The organism is Streptomyces sp. NPDC002734, assembly GCF_040295685.1.
Lineage (GTDB): Bacteria > Actinomycetota > Actinomycetes > Streptomycetales > Streptomycetaceae > Streptomyces.
In genome coordinates, this window is sequence record NZ_JBEOVU010000003.1 from 107,046 (window position 1) to 121,049 (window position 14,004).

Here is a 14,004-nt window from a genome sequence, read left to right on the forward strand (position 1 = left end):
CTCCGCCACCGGCGAAGACCCCCCTGTCCTAGGTGCGGCGTCTCGGTGACGCCGCACCTGCTCGGTGGGGACCCTGTGTTCCGCGGTCCCGATTGGTTGTCGGGGACACGGAAGAGGACCGAGCGTCGCCGATCGTTGTGCATTCTGCGCGCCCCCGCAAGGGGTCTCGTTACCCGCTGGTAACGGTGAGATGGCCGTGGATCACCCGTCTCGCCCCGGTCCACGACGGAGGGTGGCGGTCCATCCCATGGCAAAGCCGGGCAAAACACGGCGGAGCCGGGCAGGATGGTCGGCAAGATTTACTGCCAGTAACAGCTGAGTGTTTTCCCAAGATTTGGCAAAGCGTGGCCGCAACGCGTCCCTCGGGCGGCTCTCTTCACGCCGGCCACATGTTTTCCCCGCACCCTTGAGGCCGAAACGGCCGGGGCGGGACGGAAGTCGTCGACTTCCGTCCCGCCCCGGCCGGGTGTGCCCGCGTCCCCCGTGCCGGGGGTCCCGCGTTCTAGAAGAGGGCGCGCGCCAGCGCGCGCCGCGCGGCGACCACCCGCGGGTCCTCGCCCCCGACGACCTCGAACATCTGCAGCAGCCGCACGCGCACGGCCTCCCGGTCGTCCCCGGCGGTCCGCCGCACGGTGTCGATGAGGCGCCCGAAGGCGTCCTCGACGTGACCGCCCACCAGGTCCAGGTCGGCCGCGGCGATCTGCGCGGTGGCGTCGGCCGGCTTCTCGGCGGCGTCCCGCCGTACGGCCTGCGGGTCCAGGCCCTGCACGCGCTCCAGGAGTTCGGCCTGGGCGAGACCCAGCTTGGCCTCCTCGTTGCCCGGGTCGTCGGAGAGCACGTTGCGGTAGGCGCGGATCGCGCCGCCCAGGTCCCCGGCGTCCAGCGCCAGGGCCGCCGCCTCGAGCACGGCGTCGTGCGGTCCCTGGGGCGCGGCCGCGACGGCGTCGGCCTGGCCGCCCGGCTCGGCCTCCGGGTCGACGGTCAGGCCGGTCAGGCCGAAGCGCTGCTCGCCGACCGCGATCAGCTGGTCGAGGGTCTCGCGGATCTGCGTCTCCGGCGCGGCGCCCTGGAAGAGCGGCAGCGCCTGCCCGGCGACCACCGCGAAGACCGCCGGGATCCCCTGGATCCCGAACTGCTGCATCAGCATCTGGTTGGCGTCGACGTCCACCTTGGCCAGGACGAAACGGCCGTTGTACTCGACGGCCAGCCGCTCCAGCACCGGGCTCAGCTGCTTGCAGGGCTGGCACCACTCGGCCCAGAAGTCGAGGACGACGGGCACCTCGGTGGACTTCTGCAGGACGTCGCGCTCGAAGCCGGCCTCGTCGGCGTCGTACACCAGGTCGGCGGGGGAGACGGCGCCGGCGCCGCCCCGGCGGGCGGCCTCCGCCCGCGCCTGCTCCGCCTTCGCCTTGGCCTCCTGGGCCGCCTTCACGGCGGCGAGGTCGACCACTCCGCTCATGGACATGTTCCGTGGCTGCATGCGCCTATCCTCCCCTGTCGGCGCACCCCGGCGGAAACCGTCAGGGGAGCGTGGGAGAAAGGAGCCGGAAACGGCCCCCTCGAAGGGCGTCGGGTCCCCACCTGACGCCAAATGTGGTTGTCGCTCGGCCGGGCAGGACCCGGCTTTCGCTACGAGTCGTAGCGTAACCATCCTCCGGCCCCTCGCCCCACCACCCCCGGCGTGATCTGCCTCACGGCCGTATCGTCGTGTGTCATGCCCCGCAGCACGCCCGCACCCCGGACCGGCCGGCCCCGCAGCGCCGCCGCCGACGCCGCGATCCTCGCCGCCACCCGCGAGGCGCTGGTCGAACTCGGCTGGTCCCGGCTCACCCTGGGCGACGTCGCGCTGCGGGCCGGCGTCGCCAAGACGACCCTGTACCGCCGCTGGCCCGGCAAGAACGAACTGGTCGTGGACGCGGTGGCCGAACTCTTCGACGAGCTCGAACTCCCCGACCGCGGCAGCCTGGCCGCCGACATCGAGGGGGTGGTGCTGCGGTTCGCGGCCATCCTGGCCCGCCCCGAGGCGCGCAGCGGGCTGATGGCCGTGGTGGCCGAGTCGACGCTCGACGCCACACTGCGCGAGCGCATCCGCACCTCGATCGTGGAGCGCCAGAAGCGGCTGGTCCGCGAGGGCAAGGCCAGGGCGCAGCGCCGCGGCGAACTTCCGCCCGACCCCGACCCCGAGGCGGCCGACCGCTCCTTCGACCTGATCTTCGACGTGGTCGCCGGCGCCGTGGTGCACCGCAGCCTGGTGAGCGCCGGTCCGGTCGACGAGGTCTGGGCGCGCGACTTCACCGCCCTGCTGCTCGCCGGCCTCGGCTCCGGCCCCGCCGGCCGCTGACCCGGCGGGTATCGTCGGCGTCGTGCCGAAGCCGCTCAGTCTTGCCTTCGACCCCATCGCGCGCGCCGACGAACTGTGGAAGCAGCGGTGGGGCGGCGTTCCCTCCATGTCCGCGATCACCTCGATCATGCGCGCGCACCAGATCCTGCTCGCCGAGGTGGACGCCGTCGTCAAGCCCTACGGCCTGACCTTCGCCCGCTACGAGGCGCTGGTGCTGCTCACCTTCTCCAAGAGCGGGGAACTGCCGATGTCCAAGATCGGTGAGCGCCTGATGGTCCATCCGACCTCGGTGACCAACACGGTGGACCGCCTGGTCCGCTCCGGGCTCGTCGCCAAGCGGCCCAACCCGGACGACGGGCGCGGCACGCTGGCGGGCATCACCGACAAGGGCCGCGAGGTGGTGGACGCGGCCACCCGCGACCTGATGGCCATGGACTTCGGCCTGGGCGCCTACGACGCCGAGGAGTGCGGGGAGATCTTCGCCCTGCTGCGCCCCCTGCGGGTGGCGGCCGGGGACTTCGAGGAGGCCTGAGCGGCCGGTCCGGGAGGCCGGGGGCCGCGTCAAGATCGCGCAAAATCCGCGGTTACCCTCGTAGGCATGAGAAAAGCCGTGCTGACCCGTTACCGCGTGATGTCCTACGTCACCGGTGTGCTGCTCATCCTTCTGTGCCTCGGCGTGGTCGGCAAGTACGTGCTGGACCTCGACGGCGCCGCCGACTTCACCCAGATCGTGGGCATCGCGCACGGCTGGCTCTACGTGCTCTACCTGGTCTTCGCCTTCGACCTGGGCTCCAAGGCCCGCTGGAAGGTCGGCAAGCAGGTGCGGGTGCTGCTCGCGGGCACCATCCCCGTCGCGGCGTTCGTCGTCGAGCGCAAGGTCACTCGCGAGCTGGAGCCCCGGGTGTCCGACGGCGCCGCGCCCGCCACCGCCAAGGTCTGACCTCTCCCCGAGGCCGCGCCCGTCCCGGCGCGGCCTTCTTTTTCGCGGGCCTCGCGGAGGGGCCTCACCCCGTCCCACCAGGCCCGACAGGGGGAATCCGGTGGTGCCCCGGCACGGCGCGACCGTCCGGCGTCGACATTTACTAGGACGTCCAAGTAACTTGTAGGTATGGACGCTGAAGCCATCGAGGAGGGCCGCCGTCGCTGGCAGGCCCGGTACGACTCCGCGCGCAAGCGGGACGCCGACTTCACCACGCTCTCCGGAGACCCCGTCGAGCCGGTCTACGGTCCGCGCCCCGGTGACGTCTACCAGGGGTTCGAGCGGATCGGCTGGCCCGGTGAGTACCCCTTCACCCGGGGCCTGTACCCGACCGGTTACCGGGGCCGCACCTGGACCATCCGCCAGTTCGCCGGCTTCGGCAACGCCGAGCAGACCAACGAGCGCTACAAGATGATCCTCGCCAACGGCGGCGGGGGACTGTCCGTGGCGTTCGACATGCCGACGCTGATGGGCCGCGACTCCGACGACCCGCGCTCGCTGGGCGAGGTCGGCCACTGCGGCGTCGCCATCGACTCCGCCGCCGACATGGAGGTCCTCTTCCAGGACATCCCGCTGGGCGACGTCACCACCTCGATGACCATCAGCGGCCCGGCCGTCCCGGTCTTCTGCATGTACCTGGTGGCCGCCGAGCGCCAGGGCGTCGCCCCGTCGGTGCTCAACGGCACGCTGCAGACGGACATCTTCAAGGAGTACATCGCGCAGAAGGAGTGGCTCTTCGAGCCGGAGCCCCACCTGCGCCTGATCGGCGACCTGATGGAGTACTGCGCCGAGCGCATCCCGGCCTACAAGCCGCTCTCGGTCTCCGGCTACCACATCCGTGAGGCCGGCTCCACGGCCGCGCAGGAGCTGGCCTACACGCTGGCCGACGGCTTCGGCTACGTCGAGCTCGGCCTCAGCCGGGGCCTGGACGTGGACGTCTTCGCGCCCGGCCTCAGCTTCTTCTTCGACGCCCACGTGGACTTCTTCGAGGAGATCGCCAAGTTCCGCGCCGCCCGCCGCATCTGGGCCCGCTGGATGCGCGACGTGTACGGGGCGAAGACCGAGAAGGCCCAGTGGCTGCGGTTCCACACCCAGACCGCCGGCGTCTCGCTCACCGCCCAGCAGCCGTACAACAACGTGGTCCGCACGGCCGTGGAGGCCCTGGCCGCGGTGCTCGGCGGCACCAACTCGCTGCACACCAACGCCCTCGACGAGACCCTCGCGCTCCCCAGCGAGCAGGCGGCGGAGATCGCGCTGCGCACCCAGCAGGTGCTGATGGAGGAGACCGGCGTCGCCAACGTGACCGACCCGCTGGGCGGTTCCTGGTACGTCGAGCAGCTCACCGACCGCATCGAGGCGGACGCGGAGAAGATCTTCGAGCAGATAAGGGAACGCGGCCTGCGCGCCCACCCGGACGGCAGGCACCCGATCGGCCCGATCACCTCCGGCATCCTGCGCGGCATCGAGGACGGCTGGTTCACCGGGGAGATCGCCGAGGCCGCCTTCCAGTACCAGCGGTCCCTGGAGAAGGGCGACAAGCGGGTCGTCGGCGTCAACGCCCACACCGGCTCGGTCACCGGCGACCTGGAGATCCTGCGGGTCAGCCACGAGGTCGAGCGCGAGCAGGTGCGGGCGCTGGGCGAGCGCCGCGCCGCCCGCGACGAGGCCGCCGTGCGGGCCTCGCTGGACGCGATGCTGGCCGCGGCGCGCTCCGGCGCCAACATGATCGGACCGATGGTCGAGGCGGTCCGCGCCGAAGCCACCCTGGGCGAGATCTGCGACGTCCTCCGCGACGAGTGGGGCGTCTACACCGAGCCTGCGGGCTTCTGAATCTGCCCCTGGGGGTGCGCCCGTTTTTCCACGCCCCAGCGCGAATTTTGGCCACGCCAAAGGGGAGGCGGCTTCCTAGCCGCCTCCCCCTGGGGTTCCTCGCGTCAGCTGGCGCCGTCGGCGCCGAGGTGCAGGACCCGGACCATGTTGGTGGTGCCGGGGACGCCGGGGGGCGAACCGGCGGTGATGACCACGACGGAGCCCGGCTCGAAGCGGCCCAGCCGCGTCAGCTCCTGGTCGACCAGCTCGACCATCTCGTCGGTGCTGTTGACGAACGGCACCACGTGCGGCTCCACGCCCCAGCTCAGGCAGAGCTGGTTGCGGGCGGACTCCTCGGTGGTGAAGGCGAGGATCGGCTGCGAGGCCCGGTAGCGGGACAGGCGGCGGGCGGTGTCACCGGACTTGGTGAAGGCGACCAGGCCCTTGCCGCCGAGGAAGTCGGCGATCTCGGCGGCCGCGCGGGCCACCGAACCGCCCTGGGTGCGCGGCTTCTTGCCCGGCACCAGCGGCTGAAGGCCCTTGGAGAGGAGCTCCTCCTCCGCGGCCTGGACGATCCGCGACATGGTGCGGACCGTCTCGATCGGGTACGCGCCCACGCTGGACTCGGCGGAGAGCATCACCGCGTCCGCGCCGTCCAGGATCGCGTTGGCCACGTCGGAGGCCTCGGCGCGCGTCGGACGGGAGTTGGTGATCATCGACTCCATCATCTGGGTCGCCACGATCACCGGCTTGGCGTTGCGCCGGCACAGCTCCACCAGGCGCTTCTGCACCATCGGGACCTTCTCCAGCGGGTACTCCACGGCCAGGTCGCCACGGGCCACCATGACGCCGTCGAAGGCCGCCACCACGGCCTCCATGTTCTCCACCGCCTGCGGCTTCTCCACCTTGGCGATGACGGGGACCCGGCGGCCCACCTCGTCCATCACCTTGTGGACGTCGCGCACGTCGTCGGCGTCCCGGACGAAGGAGAGGGCGACCAGGTCGGCGCCCATCCGCAGCGCGAAGCGCAGGTCGTCGATGTCCTTGTCGGACAGCGCGGGGACGTTCACCGCGGCGCCGGGCAGGTTGATGCCCTTGTGGTCGGAGATCACCCCGCCCTCGATGACGATGGTGCGCACCCGCGGGCCCTCGACGTCCAGGACCTTGAGCTCGACGTTGCCGTCGTTGATCAGGATCTGGTCGCCGCGGTTCACGTCGCCGGGCAGGCCCTTGTAGGTGGTGCCGCAGATCGACTTGTCGCCGGGCACGTCTTCGGTGGTGATGGTGAACTCGTCGCCCCGCACCAGCTCCACGGGACCCTCGGCGAAGGTCTCCAGGCGGATCTTCGGGCCCTGGAGGTCGGCGAGCACGCCCACCGGGCGGCCGGTCTCCTGCGAGGCGGTGCGGACCCGGTCGTAGCGGCCCTGATGTTCCTCGTGGGAGCCATGGCTGAAGTTGAAGCGGGCGACATTCATCCCCGCTTCGATCAGCGCGACCAGTTGCTCATGGGAGTCGACCGCGGGGCCGAGAGTACAGACGATCTTCGAACGGCGCATGGAAGGGATCCTATCCGTTTGTTTCGCAGCGGAATAAATACCCGGCGGTAGCTTGCCGGCGGCCCTCGCCCTCAGGGTCTCCGCCGGGCGCCCGTGACCAGCTCGTACGTCTCCGCGGCGATCTCCAGTTCCTCGTCGGTGGGCACCACCGCGACCGCCACGGGCAGGTGCGGGGGCGAGATGACCCGGGGTCCGTCGGCGCGCGCGGAGTTGAGCCGCTCGTCCACCGCGAGGCCGAGCCCTTCGAGCCCTTCGAGGGCCGCGGCCCGCACCGGGGCGGAGTTCTCGCCGACCCCCGCGGTGAAGGCGACCACGTCCACCCGGCCGAGGACCGCGTAGTACGCCCCGACGTACTTGCGCAGCCGGTGCACGTAGACGTCGAAGGCCAGCTTCGCCGCCTCGTCGCCCTCGTCCACCCGGCGGCGGATCTCCCGCATGTCGTTGTCGCCGCACAGCCCCACGAGCCCGGACCGCTTGTTGAGCAGGACGTCGATCTCGTCGGCGCTCATGCCGCCCACCCGCATCAGGTGGAAGACCACCGCCGGGTCCAGGTCCCCGGAGCGGGTGCCCATGACCAGGCCCTCCAGCGGGGTCAGCCCCATGGACGTCTCCACGCACCTCCCGCCGCGCACCGCGGAGGCCGAGGCGCCGTTGCCCAGGTGCAGCACGATGACGTTCACCTCGGCCGGGTCCTTGCCCACCAGCTTCGCCGCGGCGCGCGAGACGTAGGCGTGCGAGGTGCCGTGGAAGCCGTAGCGGCGCACCCGGTGCCGGTCCGCGGTCTCCACGTCGATCGCGTAACGGGCCGCCGCCTCCGGGATCGTCGAGTGGAAGGCGGTGTCGAAGACGGCCACCTGGGGCAGGTCCGGGCGCAGCTTCTGGGCGGTGCGGATGCCGGTGAGGTTGGCCGGGTTGTGCAGCGGGGCGACGGGGGAGAGCCGCTCGATCTCGTTGACCACGGCCGTGTCGATCAGCGTGGGCTCGGTGAACCGCTTGCCGCCGTGCACCACCCGGTGACCGACGGCGGCCAGCTCCGGGGAGTCCAGGCCCAGGCCGTCGCGGGCCAGCTCGTCGGCGACGGCCTCCAGCGCGGCCTCGTGGTCGGGGACCGGGCCGGTGGTCTCCCGGGTGCGCTCCTTGCCCTGAGGGCCGTTGACCAGGGTGTGCTTGATGCGTCCGGACTCCTCGCCGATCCGCTCGACGAGGCCCACCGCCAGCCGGGACCGGTCGGCCATGTCGAGGAGCTGGTACTTCACCGAGGACGAGCCGGTGTTGAGGACGAGGACACGGGTGGCGGTCATGACCGGCTCCCCTTCTGCGCGCGGTCGGTCTCTTCGGGGGCGGGGGCGGGGGCGGGTGCGGTGTCCGCGGGGGCGGCCGTCGCGCCGGGGGCGGGGCCGGGCGTCGCGGCGGCGCCGGGCGCCGGCTGCTGGGCCTGGACGGCCGTGATGGCCACGGTGTTGACGATGTCCTGCACCAGGGCGCCCCGGGACAGGTCGTTGACCGGCTTGCGCAGGCCCTGGAGCACCGGGCCGACGGCGATGGCGCCGGCCGAACGCTGGACCGCCTTGTAGGTGTTGTTGCCGGTGTTGAGGTCCGGGAAGATCAGCACGGTGGCCTGCCCCGCCACCCGGGACCCGGGCAGCTTGGTCGCGGCCACGCTCGGCTCCACGGCGGCGTCGTACTGGATCGGCCCCTCCACCGGCAGGTCCGGGCGCCGCTCGCGCACCAGCTCGGTGGCCTGCCGGACCTTCTCGACGTCGGCGCCGGAGCCGGAGGCCCCGGTCGAGTAGGACAGCATCGCGATCCGCGGCTCCACCCCGAACTGGGCGGCGGTCTCCGCCGACTGAAGGGCGATGTCGGCGAGCTGGGCGGCGTCCGGGTCCGGGTTGACCGCGCAGTCGCCGTAGACCAGCACCCGGTCGGCCAGGCACATGAAGAAGACCGAGGAGACCAGCTCCGCGTCCGGGCGGGTCCGGATCACCTCGAAGGCGGGACGGATGGTCGCGGCGGTGGAGTGCACCGAGCCGGAGACCATGCCGTCGGCGAAGCCGTCCAGCACCATCAGGGTGCCGAAGTAGTTGACGTCCGAGACCACGTCGTGGGCCAGGTCGAAGCCGACGCCCTTGTGGGCGCGCAGCGCGGCGTAGCGGTGGGCGAAGGACTCGCGCAGCTCGGAGGTCTGCGGGTCGATCAGCTCGGCGTCGGCGATGTCCAGGCCCAGGTCGGCGGCCTTCTTGCGGATCTGCTCGGCCGGCCCGAGCAGCGTCAGCTCGCAGACCCCGCGGCGCAGCAGCACCTCGGCGGCGCGCAGCACCCGCTCCTCGGTGCCCTCGGGGAGCACCACGCGGCGCTTGTCGGCGCGGGCCCGCTCGATCAGGCCGTGCTCGAACATCATCGGGGTGACGCGGCCGCTGCTGGGCGCGGAGACCAGGGTGCGCAGACGGGCCACGTCGACGTGCCGTTCGAAGAGGCCCAGCGCCGTCTCCGCCTTGCGCGGGGTGGCCGCGTTGAGCTTGCCCTCCATGGTGAACAGCCGCTCCGCGGTGGGGAAGCTGTTCTCCCGCACGGACAGCACCGGGGTGCCGGGGGCCAGCCGCGCGGCGAGCGCCATCAGGTCGGGGTCGGGCAGGATGCCCAGGGTGAGCACCACGCCGGCGATGGGCGGCGAGCCGGCGCTGTGCGCGGCCAGCGCGCCCATCACCAGGTCGGTCCGGTCGCCGGGGGCGATGATCAGGCAGCCGGGGGTCAGCGCCTTGAGCAGGTTGGGCAGGGTGGCGCCGCCGAAGACGAAGCCGAGCGCGTCCCGGGCCAGGCCCGCCGCGTCGCCGAGCAGCACCTCGGCGCCCAGGGCGTGCGCGATCTGACCCATCGTGGGCGCGGACAGCGCGGGTTCGTCGGGCAGCACGTAGCCCGGCAGGCCGTGCCGCTCGTCGAGCCGCCGGTCCAGGAGTCCGGCCACGGCGTCGCGGTCCTCCGGGGCGACCCGGTTGGCGATCATCGCGAGGACGTCGCAGCCCAGGTTCTGGTAGGCGCGCCAGGCGTTGCGGGTCTCGTCGGCCACCGCCTCGGCGCTCTGGCCCCGGCCGCCGACCACGCCGATCACCGACGCCCCGAACTCGTTGGCCAGCCGGGCGTTGAGCCCCAGCTCGTCGGGCAGGTTGGCGCCGGTGAAGTCGGTGCCGAGCACGAGGACCACCTCGTAGGCGTCGGCGACGGCGTGGAACCGGTCGACCAGGGCGGTGACGAGCTCGTCCAGGCCGCGTTCGGCCTGAAGCGCGGTGGCCTCCTCGTAGGACATGCCGTACGCGGTGGCCGGCTCCTGGCCGAGCCGGTAGCGGGCCCGCAGGAGCTCGAAGAGGCGGTCGGGGCCGTCGTGCACGAGTGGGCGGAAGACGCCGACGCGGTCGACCTGACGGGTGAGGAGTTCCATCACCCCCAGGTCCACGACCTGGCGGCCGTCGCCGCGGTCGATGCCGGTCACGTACACGCTGCGCGTCACGCGGGGGTCTCCGTTCCTGTGCCTTCGGTGCGCCGGCGGCTCGCCGCCGGCGTGGTGGTTCCCGTTCCGGTGCCTCTGGGCCAGCCTGTCAAACATCGTCCCCGGCCGGGTACCGGGGGGCCGCGCTGCTACGCCGGGCGGGTGTGCCCGCGCCCCGTCCGCGCCCCGTTCGCCCCGTGTCCGGGCCCCGTTCGCCCCGTGTCCGCGGCGTGTCCGCCGCGTTCCCGCCGCGCGGGGCGAGGCAGGGCGGGGGCGGGGCGGTGCCCTCCCCGCCGGGCCGTCCGGCCCGGGCCGGCGCGCGGGGTCCGGCGGGGCGTGGAACAATCGGGGCCCGACGGAAGAGGCGAGACGCGGGAGCGGCATGCGCATCGGAGTTCTTACCGCCGGCGGCGACTGCCCCGGCCTCAACGCGGTGATCCGTTCCGTGGTGCACCGCGCCATCTCCCAGTACGACGACGAGGTCATCGGCTTCGAGGACGGCTACGAAGGCCTCCTCGACGGGCGGTTCCGCACCCTCGACCTGGACGCGGTCAGCGGCATCCTGGCCCGCGGCGGCACGATACTGGGCTCCTCCCGGCTGCCCCGGGCCCGGCTGCAGGAGGCCTGCCGCGAGGTCCGCGAGACCGCCAACCGGTTCGGCATCGACGTGCTGATCCCGATCGGCGGCGAGGGCACCCTGACGGCCGCCAGCATGCTCGCCGAGGCCGGCATGCCGATCGTCGGCGTGCCGAAGACCATCGACAACGACATCTCCTCCACCGACCGCACCTTCGGCTTCGACACGGCCGTGACGGTCGCGACGGAGGCGATGGACCGGCTGAAGACCACCGCCGAGTCCCACCAGCGGGTGATGGTCGTCGAGGTGATGGGCCGTCACGCGGGCTGGATCGCCCTGGAGTCCGGCATGGCCGCCGGCGCGCACGGCATCTGCCTGCCGGAGCGGCCGTTCGACCCGGCCGACATGGTCGAGCTGGTGCAGGCGCGGTTCGCCCGGGGCAAGAAGTTCGCGGTGATCTGCGTGGCCGAGGGCGCGCACCCGGCCGAGGGGACCATGGACTACCGCAAGGGCGAGATCGACCAGTACGGCCACGAGCGTTTCCAGGGCATCGGCACCGCCCTGGCCCGCGAGCTCGAGCGGCGGCTGGGCAAGGAGGCCCGCCCGGTGATCCTGGGTCACGTCCAGCGCGGCGGGACCCCCACGGCCTACGACCGGGTCCTGGCGACCCGCTTCGGCTGGCACGCGGTGGAGGCGGCGCACCGCGGGGTCTCCGGCATGATGACCGCGCTGCGCGGCACCGAGATCGTGATGGTGCCGCTGGCCGAGGCCACGGCCGAGCTCAAGCACGTGCCCAGGAGCCGTATGGAGGAGGCCGAGTCGGTCTTCTGACCTCTCGGTCTTCCGAGCCCTCGGCCACGGAACACCGGGCGGCCGGTCCGGGGAACCGTCAGGCGTTCGCCCGGACCGCCTCCCAGAAGTGGTCCACCGCGTGGGAGGCGAACACCTCCGGGTCGGGTGCCGCGGTGTGCTCGGCGCGCAGCCGGCGCAGGGCGATGTCGACCACCCGGCGGTCCAGGGAGGCGGTGCGGGCCACCGCGCGCGCCGGTCCGGCGCCCCGCGAGGTGAATGTCTCGCGCAGGAGCAGTGAGAGTTTCGCGTTGCGTCCGCTGACCGCGACCAGGTCGCTCTGGTCCAGCCGGAACAGCCGGCGCAGCTCCTGGGTCGGCCGGTCGGCGCCGCGCCAGACGTTCTCCTGCTCCATGCGGAGGTAGGCGAGCACGTCCATGCCGATCGTCGCGGCCACCTCCTCCGGCGTGAGTCCGCGGGCCAGACGGTGCTCGCGCAGCGTGCGCGGCCGGCCCGCGAGGTCGGCTGGGGAGCACCACAGCATCCCGGCCAGTCCGGCCAACTCGTCCCTGCTGGGCTGTGGTTGACCCTTCTCCCAGGCGGTGACCAGTTCCGGCGTCACATGGCCCAGGCCGAAGGCGGTGCGCATCCCGTGGGCGATCTCCTCGGGCCCGAGCCCGAGGGCGGTGCGGATGCGGTGCGCGGCGGCGGCGTCGAAGGCGGGGGAGGGAGATCTGTGCACGCTGCAGACGGTAGGGCGGCACGATTCCGCTCACCACCGCTTGCTCACATCTGATTACTTTACGTGAAAATCTGACGACTCCTGTGCCGTCGGAAAGCCGACCGGCAGCTGAATGCCATGTGCAAGCATCGTCGGACACTTTTTTCCGACAGAGCTGTCAAGGAGGCCGTCCATGACCGGCGCGACCATCCCGGGTCAGGCGGGACCCGACGTGAAACCCCGGCGGGACCGCACGCATTTCCTCTATCTGGCGGTCGTGGTGGCGGTGGTCCTCGGCATCGTCCTGGGCCTCACGGCTCCCGACGTCGCCAAGGAACTCAAGCCGATAGGCACCGCGTTCGTCGGGCTGATCAAGATGATGATCTCGCCGATCATCTTCTGCACCATCGTGCTCGGCATCGGTTCGGTGCGGAAGGCGGCCAAGGTCGGCAAGGTGGGCGGCCTCGCCATCGGCTACTTCGTGACGATGTCCTTCGTCGCGCTGGCCATCGGCCTGGTCGTCGGCAACGTCATCCACCCGGGCGGCGGCGTGGAGCTCACCGAGGCGGCCAAGGGTGTCGGCCAGGAGCAGGCCGCGGCCGGCAGCGAGACCACGATGACCGACTTCCTGCTGGGCATCATCCCGACCACCCTGGTCTCCGCCTTCACCGAGGGCGTCGTCCTGCAGACCCTGCTGGTCGCCCTCCTGGCCGGCTTCGCGCTGCAGACCATGGGCCGCTCCGGCGAGCCGATCCTGCGCGGCGTCGAGCACATCCAGCGGCTGGTCTTCCGCATCCTCGCCATGATCATGTGGGCGGCCCCGGTGGGCGCTTTCGGCGCCATCGCGGCGGTGGTCGGCGAGACCGGCGTCGACGCCCTGAAGGCGCTGGCGGCCATCATGATCGGCTTCTACCTCACCTGTGCCCTGTTCGTGCTGGTGGTGCTCGGCGCGCTGGTCCGGATCGTCGCCAAGGTCAACCTGTTCAGCCTGCTGAAGTACCTGGGCCGCGAGTTCCTGCTGATCTTCTCGACCTCGTCCTCGGAGTCGGCGCTGCCGCGGCTGATCGCCAAGATGGAGCACCTGGGCGTCAGCCGCCCGGTCGTCGGCATCACGGTGCCGACCGGCTACTCCTTCAACCTCGACGGCACGATGATCTACCTGACGATGGCCTCGCTGTTCATCGCCGAGGCGATGGGCGACCCGATGACGGTCGGCCAGCAGATCACCCTGCTGCTCTTCATGATGGTGGCCTCCAAGGGCGCCGCGGGCGTCACCGGCGCGGGCCTGGCCACGCTGGCGGGCGCGCTCCAGTCGCACAAGCCCGACCTGGTCGACGGCGTCGGCATGATCGTCGGCATCGACCGGTTCATGAGCGAGGCGCGCGCCCTGACCAACTTCGCCGGCAACGCGGTCGCCACGCTGCTGATCGGCACCTGGACCAAGGAGGTCGACAAGGACCGGGTCCAGCGGGTCCTGGCCGGCGAGCTGCCCTTCGACGAGCGCACGCTGCTCGACGGGCACGAGGGCCACGACGGCGAAGGCCACGACGGCGGCCGCGACGCCTCCGCCGGGACGGCCGGACCGCCCGCCGCCTCCGCCGGAGACGACAAGGCGCTCGCCAGGTCCTGACGCCGTCGCCCGACGTCCGCGGCGCGACGCCAAGTGGCGCCGCGTGACGTCACGACGCACGGAAAAACCCCCGGGGAATTGTCTCCGGGGGTTTTCGTCGTCTATCTTTGTTCATTCGCGA

11 protein-coding genes are annotated in these 14,004 nt (G+C 72.0%); 6 read left to right on the forward strand and 5 right to left on the reverse strand.

All coding sequences use genetic code 11. The features are described from left to right. Nucleotides 1–502: 502 nt before the first annotated feature. A complete protein-coding gene (locus tag ABT026_RS03845; protein WP_351111839.1) occupies nt 503–1,480 on the reverse strand; it encodes a tetratricopeptide repeat protein in 978 nt (325 codons plus the stop codon). 234 nt (nt 1,481–1,714) lie between these two features. On the opposite strand from ABT026_RS03845, the gene ABT026_RS03850 reads away from it, so the two are divergent. From ABT026_RS03850 to icmA, 4 genes are all read left to right on the forward strand, one after another. Next, the gene (locus ABT026_RS03850; protein WP_351111841.1) at nt 1,715–2,341 is read left to right on the forward strand and encodes a TetR/AcrR family transcriptional regulator; all 627 of its coding nucleotides are present in this window, start codon (nt 1,715–1,717) and stop codon (nt 2,339–2,341) included. 22 nt (nt 2,342–2,363) lie between these two features. Further along, nucleotides 2,364–2,873 carry a MarR family winged helix-turn-helix transcriptional regulator gene (locus tag ABT026_RS03855; protein WP_351111843.1) on the forward strand — a complete coding sequence of 170 codons (510 nt, stop codon included), beginning with the start codon at nt 2,364–2,366 and terminating at the stop codon, nt 2,871–2,873. 66 nt (nt 2,874–2,939) lie between these two features. Next, a complete protein-coding gene (locus ABT026_RS03860; RefSeq protein ID WP_351111844.1) occupies nt 2,940–3,281 on the forward strand; it encodes a DUF3817 domain-containing protein in 342 nt (113 codons plus the stop codon). Between the two features lie 168 nt (nt 3,282–3,449). After that, nucleotides 3,450–5,150 (forward strand): coenzyme B12-dependent isobutyryl-CoA mutase large subunit, encoded by a 1,701-nt coding sequence (gene icmA, locus ABT026_RS03865; protein WP_351111846.1) that lies wholly within the window; start codon nt 3,450–3,452, stop codon nt 5,148–5,150. A gap of 104 nt (nt 5,151–5,254) precedes the next feature. Here the strand turns inward: icmA and pyk are convergent, their stop codons facing one another. The 3 genes from pyk to pta form a co-directional block, all read right to left on the reverse strand. Then, nucleotides 5,255–6,685, reverse strand: coding sequence for a pyruvate kinase (gene pyk / locus ABT026_RS03870; RefSeq protein ID WP_351111848.1), 1,431 nt, complete (start codon nt 6,683–6,685; stop codon nt 5,255–5,257). 71 nt (nt 6,686–6,756) lie between these two features. After that, nucleotides 6,757–7,986, reverse strand: coding sequence for an acetate kinase (locus ABT026_RS03875; RefSeq protein ID WP_351111850.1), 1,230 nt, complete (start codon nt 7,984–7,986; stop codon nt 6,757–6,759). Further along, nucleotides 7,983–10,187 carry a phosphate acetyltransferase gene (gene pta / locus ABT026_RS03880; protein WP_351111852.1) on the reverse strand — a complete coding sequence of 735 codons (2,205 nt, stop codon included), beginning with the start codon at nt 10,185–10,187 and terminating at the stop codon, nt 7,983–7,985. Before pta ends, ABT026_RS03875 begins: the two co-directional genes overlap by 4 nt. Before the next feature lie 361 nt (nt 10,188–10,548). Here pta and ABT026_RS03885 point away from each other — a divergent pair, with 361 nt between their 5' ends. Then, nucleotides 10,549–11,574: an ATP-dependent 6-phosphofructokinase gene (locus ABT026_RS03885; RefSeq protein ID WP_351111854.1), complete on the forward strand. Its 1,026-nt coding sequence runs from the start codon at nt 10,549–10,551 to the stop codon at nt 11,572–11,574. A gap of 58 nt (nt 11,575–11,632) precedes the next feature. Here the strand turns inward: ABT026_RS03885 and ABT026_RS03890 are convergent, their stop codons facing one another. Then, nucleotides 11,633–12,274: a helix-turn-helix domain-containing protein gene (locus tag ABT026_RS03890; RefSeq protein ID WP_351111856.1), complete on the reverse strand. Its 642-nt coding sequence runs from the start codon at nt 12,272–12,274 to the stop codon at nt 11,633–11,635. A 172-nt stretch (nt 12,275–12,446) separates the two neighbouring features. Between ABT026_RS03890 and ABT026_RS03895 the strand changes: the two genes are divergently transcribed. Beyond that, entirely contained in the window at nt 12,447–13,883 is a 1,437-nt protein-coding gene (locus ABT026_RS03895; protein ID WP_351111858.1) for a cation:dicarboxylate symporter family transporter, read from the forward strand. Nucleotides 13,884–14,004: the final 121 nt, after the last annotated feature.

What these genes read in the sequence shown, in the direction of transcription:
- ABT026_RS03845 (WP_351111839.1), bottom strand. Translation starts at nt 1,480, where the DNA reads ATGCAGCCACGGAACATGTCCATGAGCGGAGTGGTCGACCTCGCCGCC.
- ABT026_RS03850 (WP_351111841.1), top strand. Translation starts at nt 1,715, where the DNA reads ATGCCCCGCAGCACGCCCGCACCCCGGACCGGCCGGCCCCGCAGCGCC.
- ABT026_RS03860 (WP_351111844.1), top strand. Translation starts at nt 2,940, where the DNA reads ATGAGAAAAGCCGTGCTGACCCGTTACCGCGTGATGTCCTACGTCACC.
- icmA (WP_351111846.1), top strand. Translation starts at nt 3,450, where the DNA reads ATGGACGCTGAAGCCATCGAGGAGGGCCGCCGTCGCTGGCAGGCCCGG.
- pyk (WP_351111848.1), bottom strand. Translation starts at nt 6,685, where the DNA reads ATGCGCCGTTCGAAGATCGTCTGTACTCTCGGCCCCGCGGTCGACTCC.
- ABT026_RS03875 (WP_351111850.1), bottom strand. Translation starts at nt 7,986, where the DNA reads ATGACCGCCACCCGTGTCCTCGTCCTCAACACCGGCTCGTCCTCGGTG.
- ABT026_RS03885 (WP_351111854.1), top strand. Translation starts at nt 10,549, where the DNA reads ATGCGCATCGGAGTTCTTACCGCCGGCGGCGACTGCCCCGGCCTCAAC.
- ABT026_RS03895 (WP_351111858.1), top strand. Translation starts at nt 12,447, where the DNA reads ATGACCGGCGCGACCATCCCGGGTCAGGCGGGACCCGACGTGAAACCC.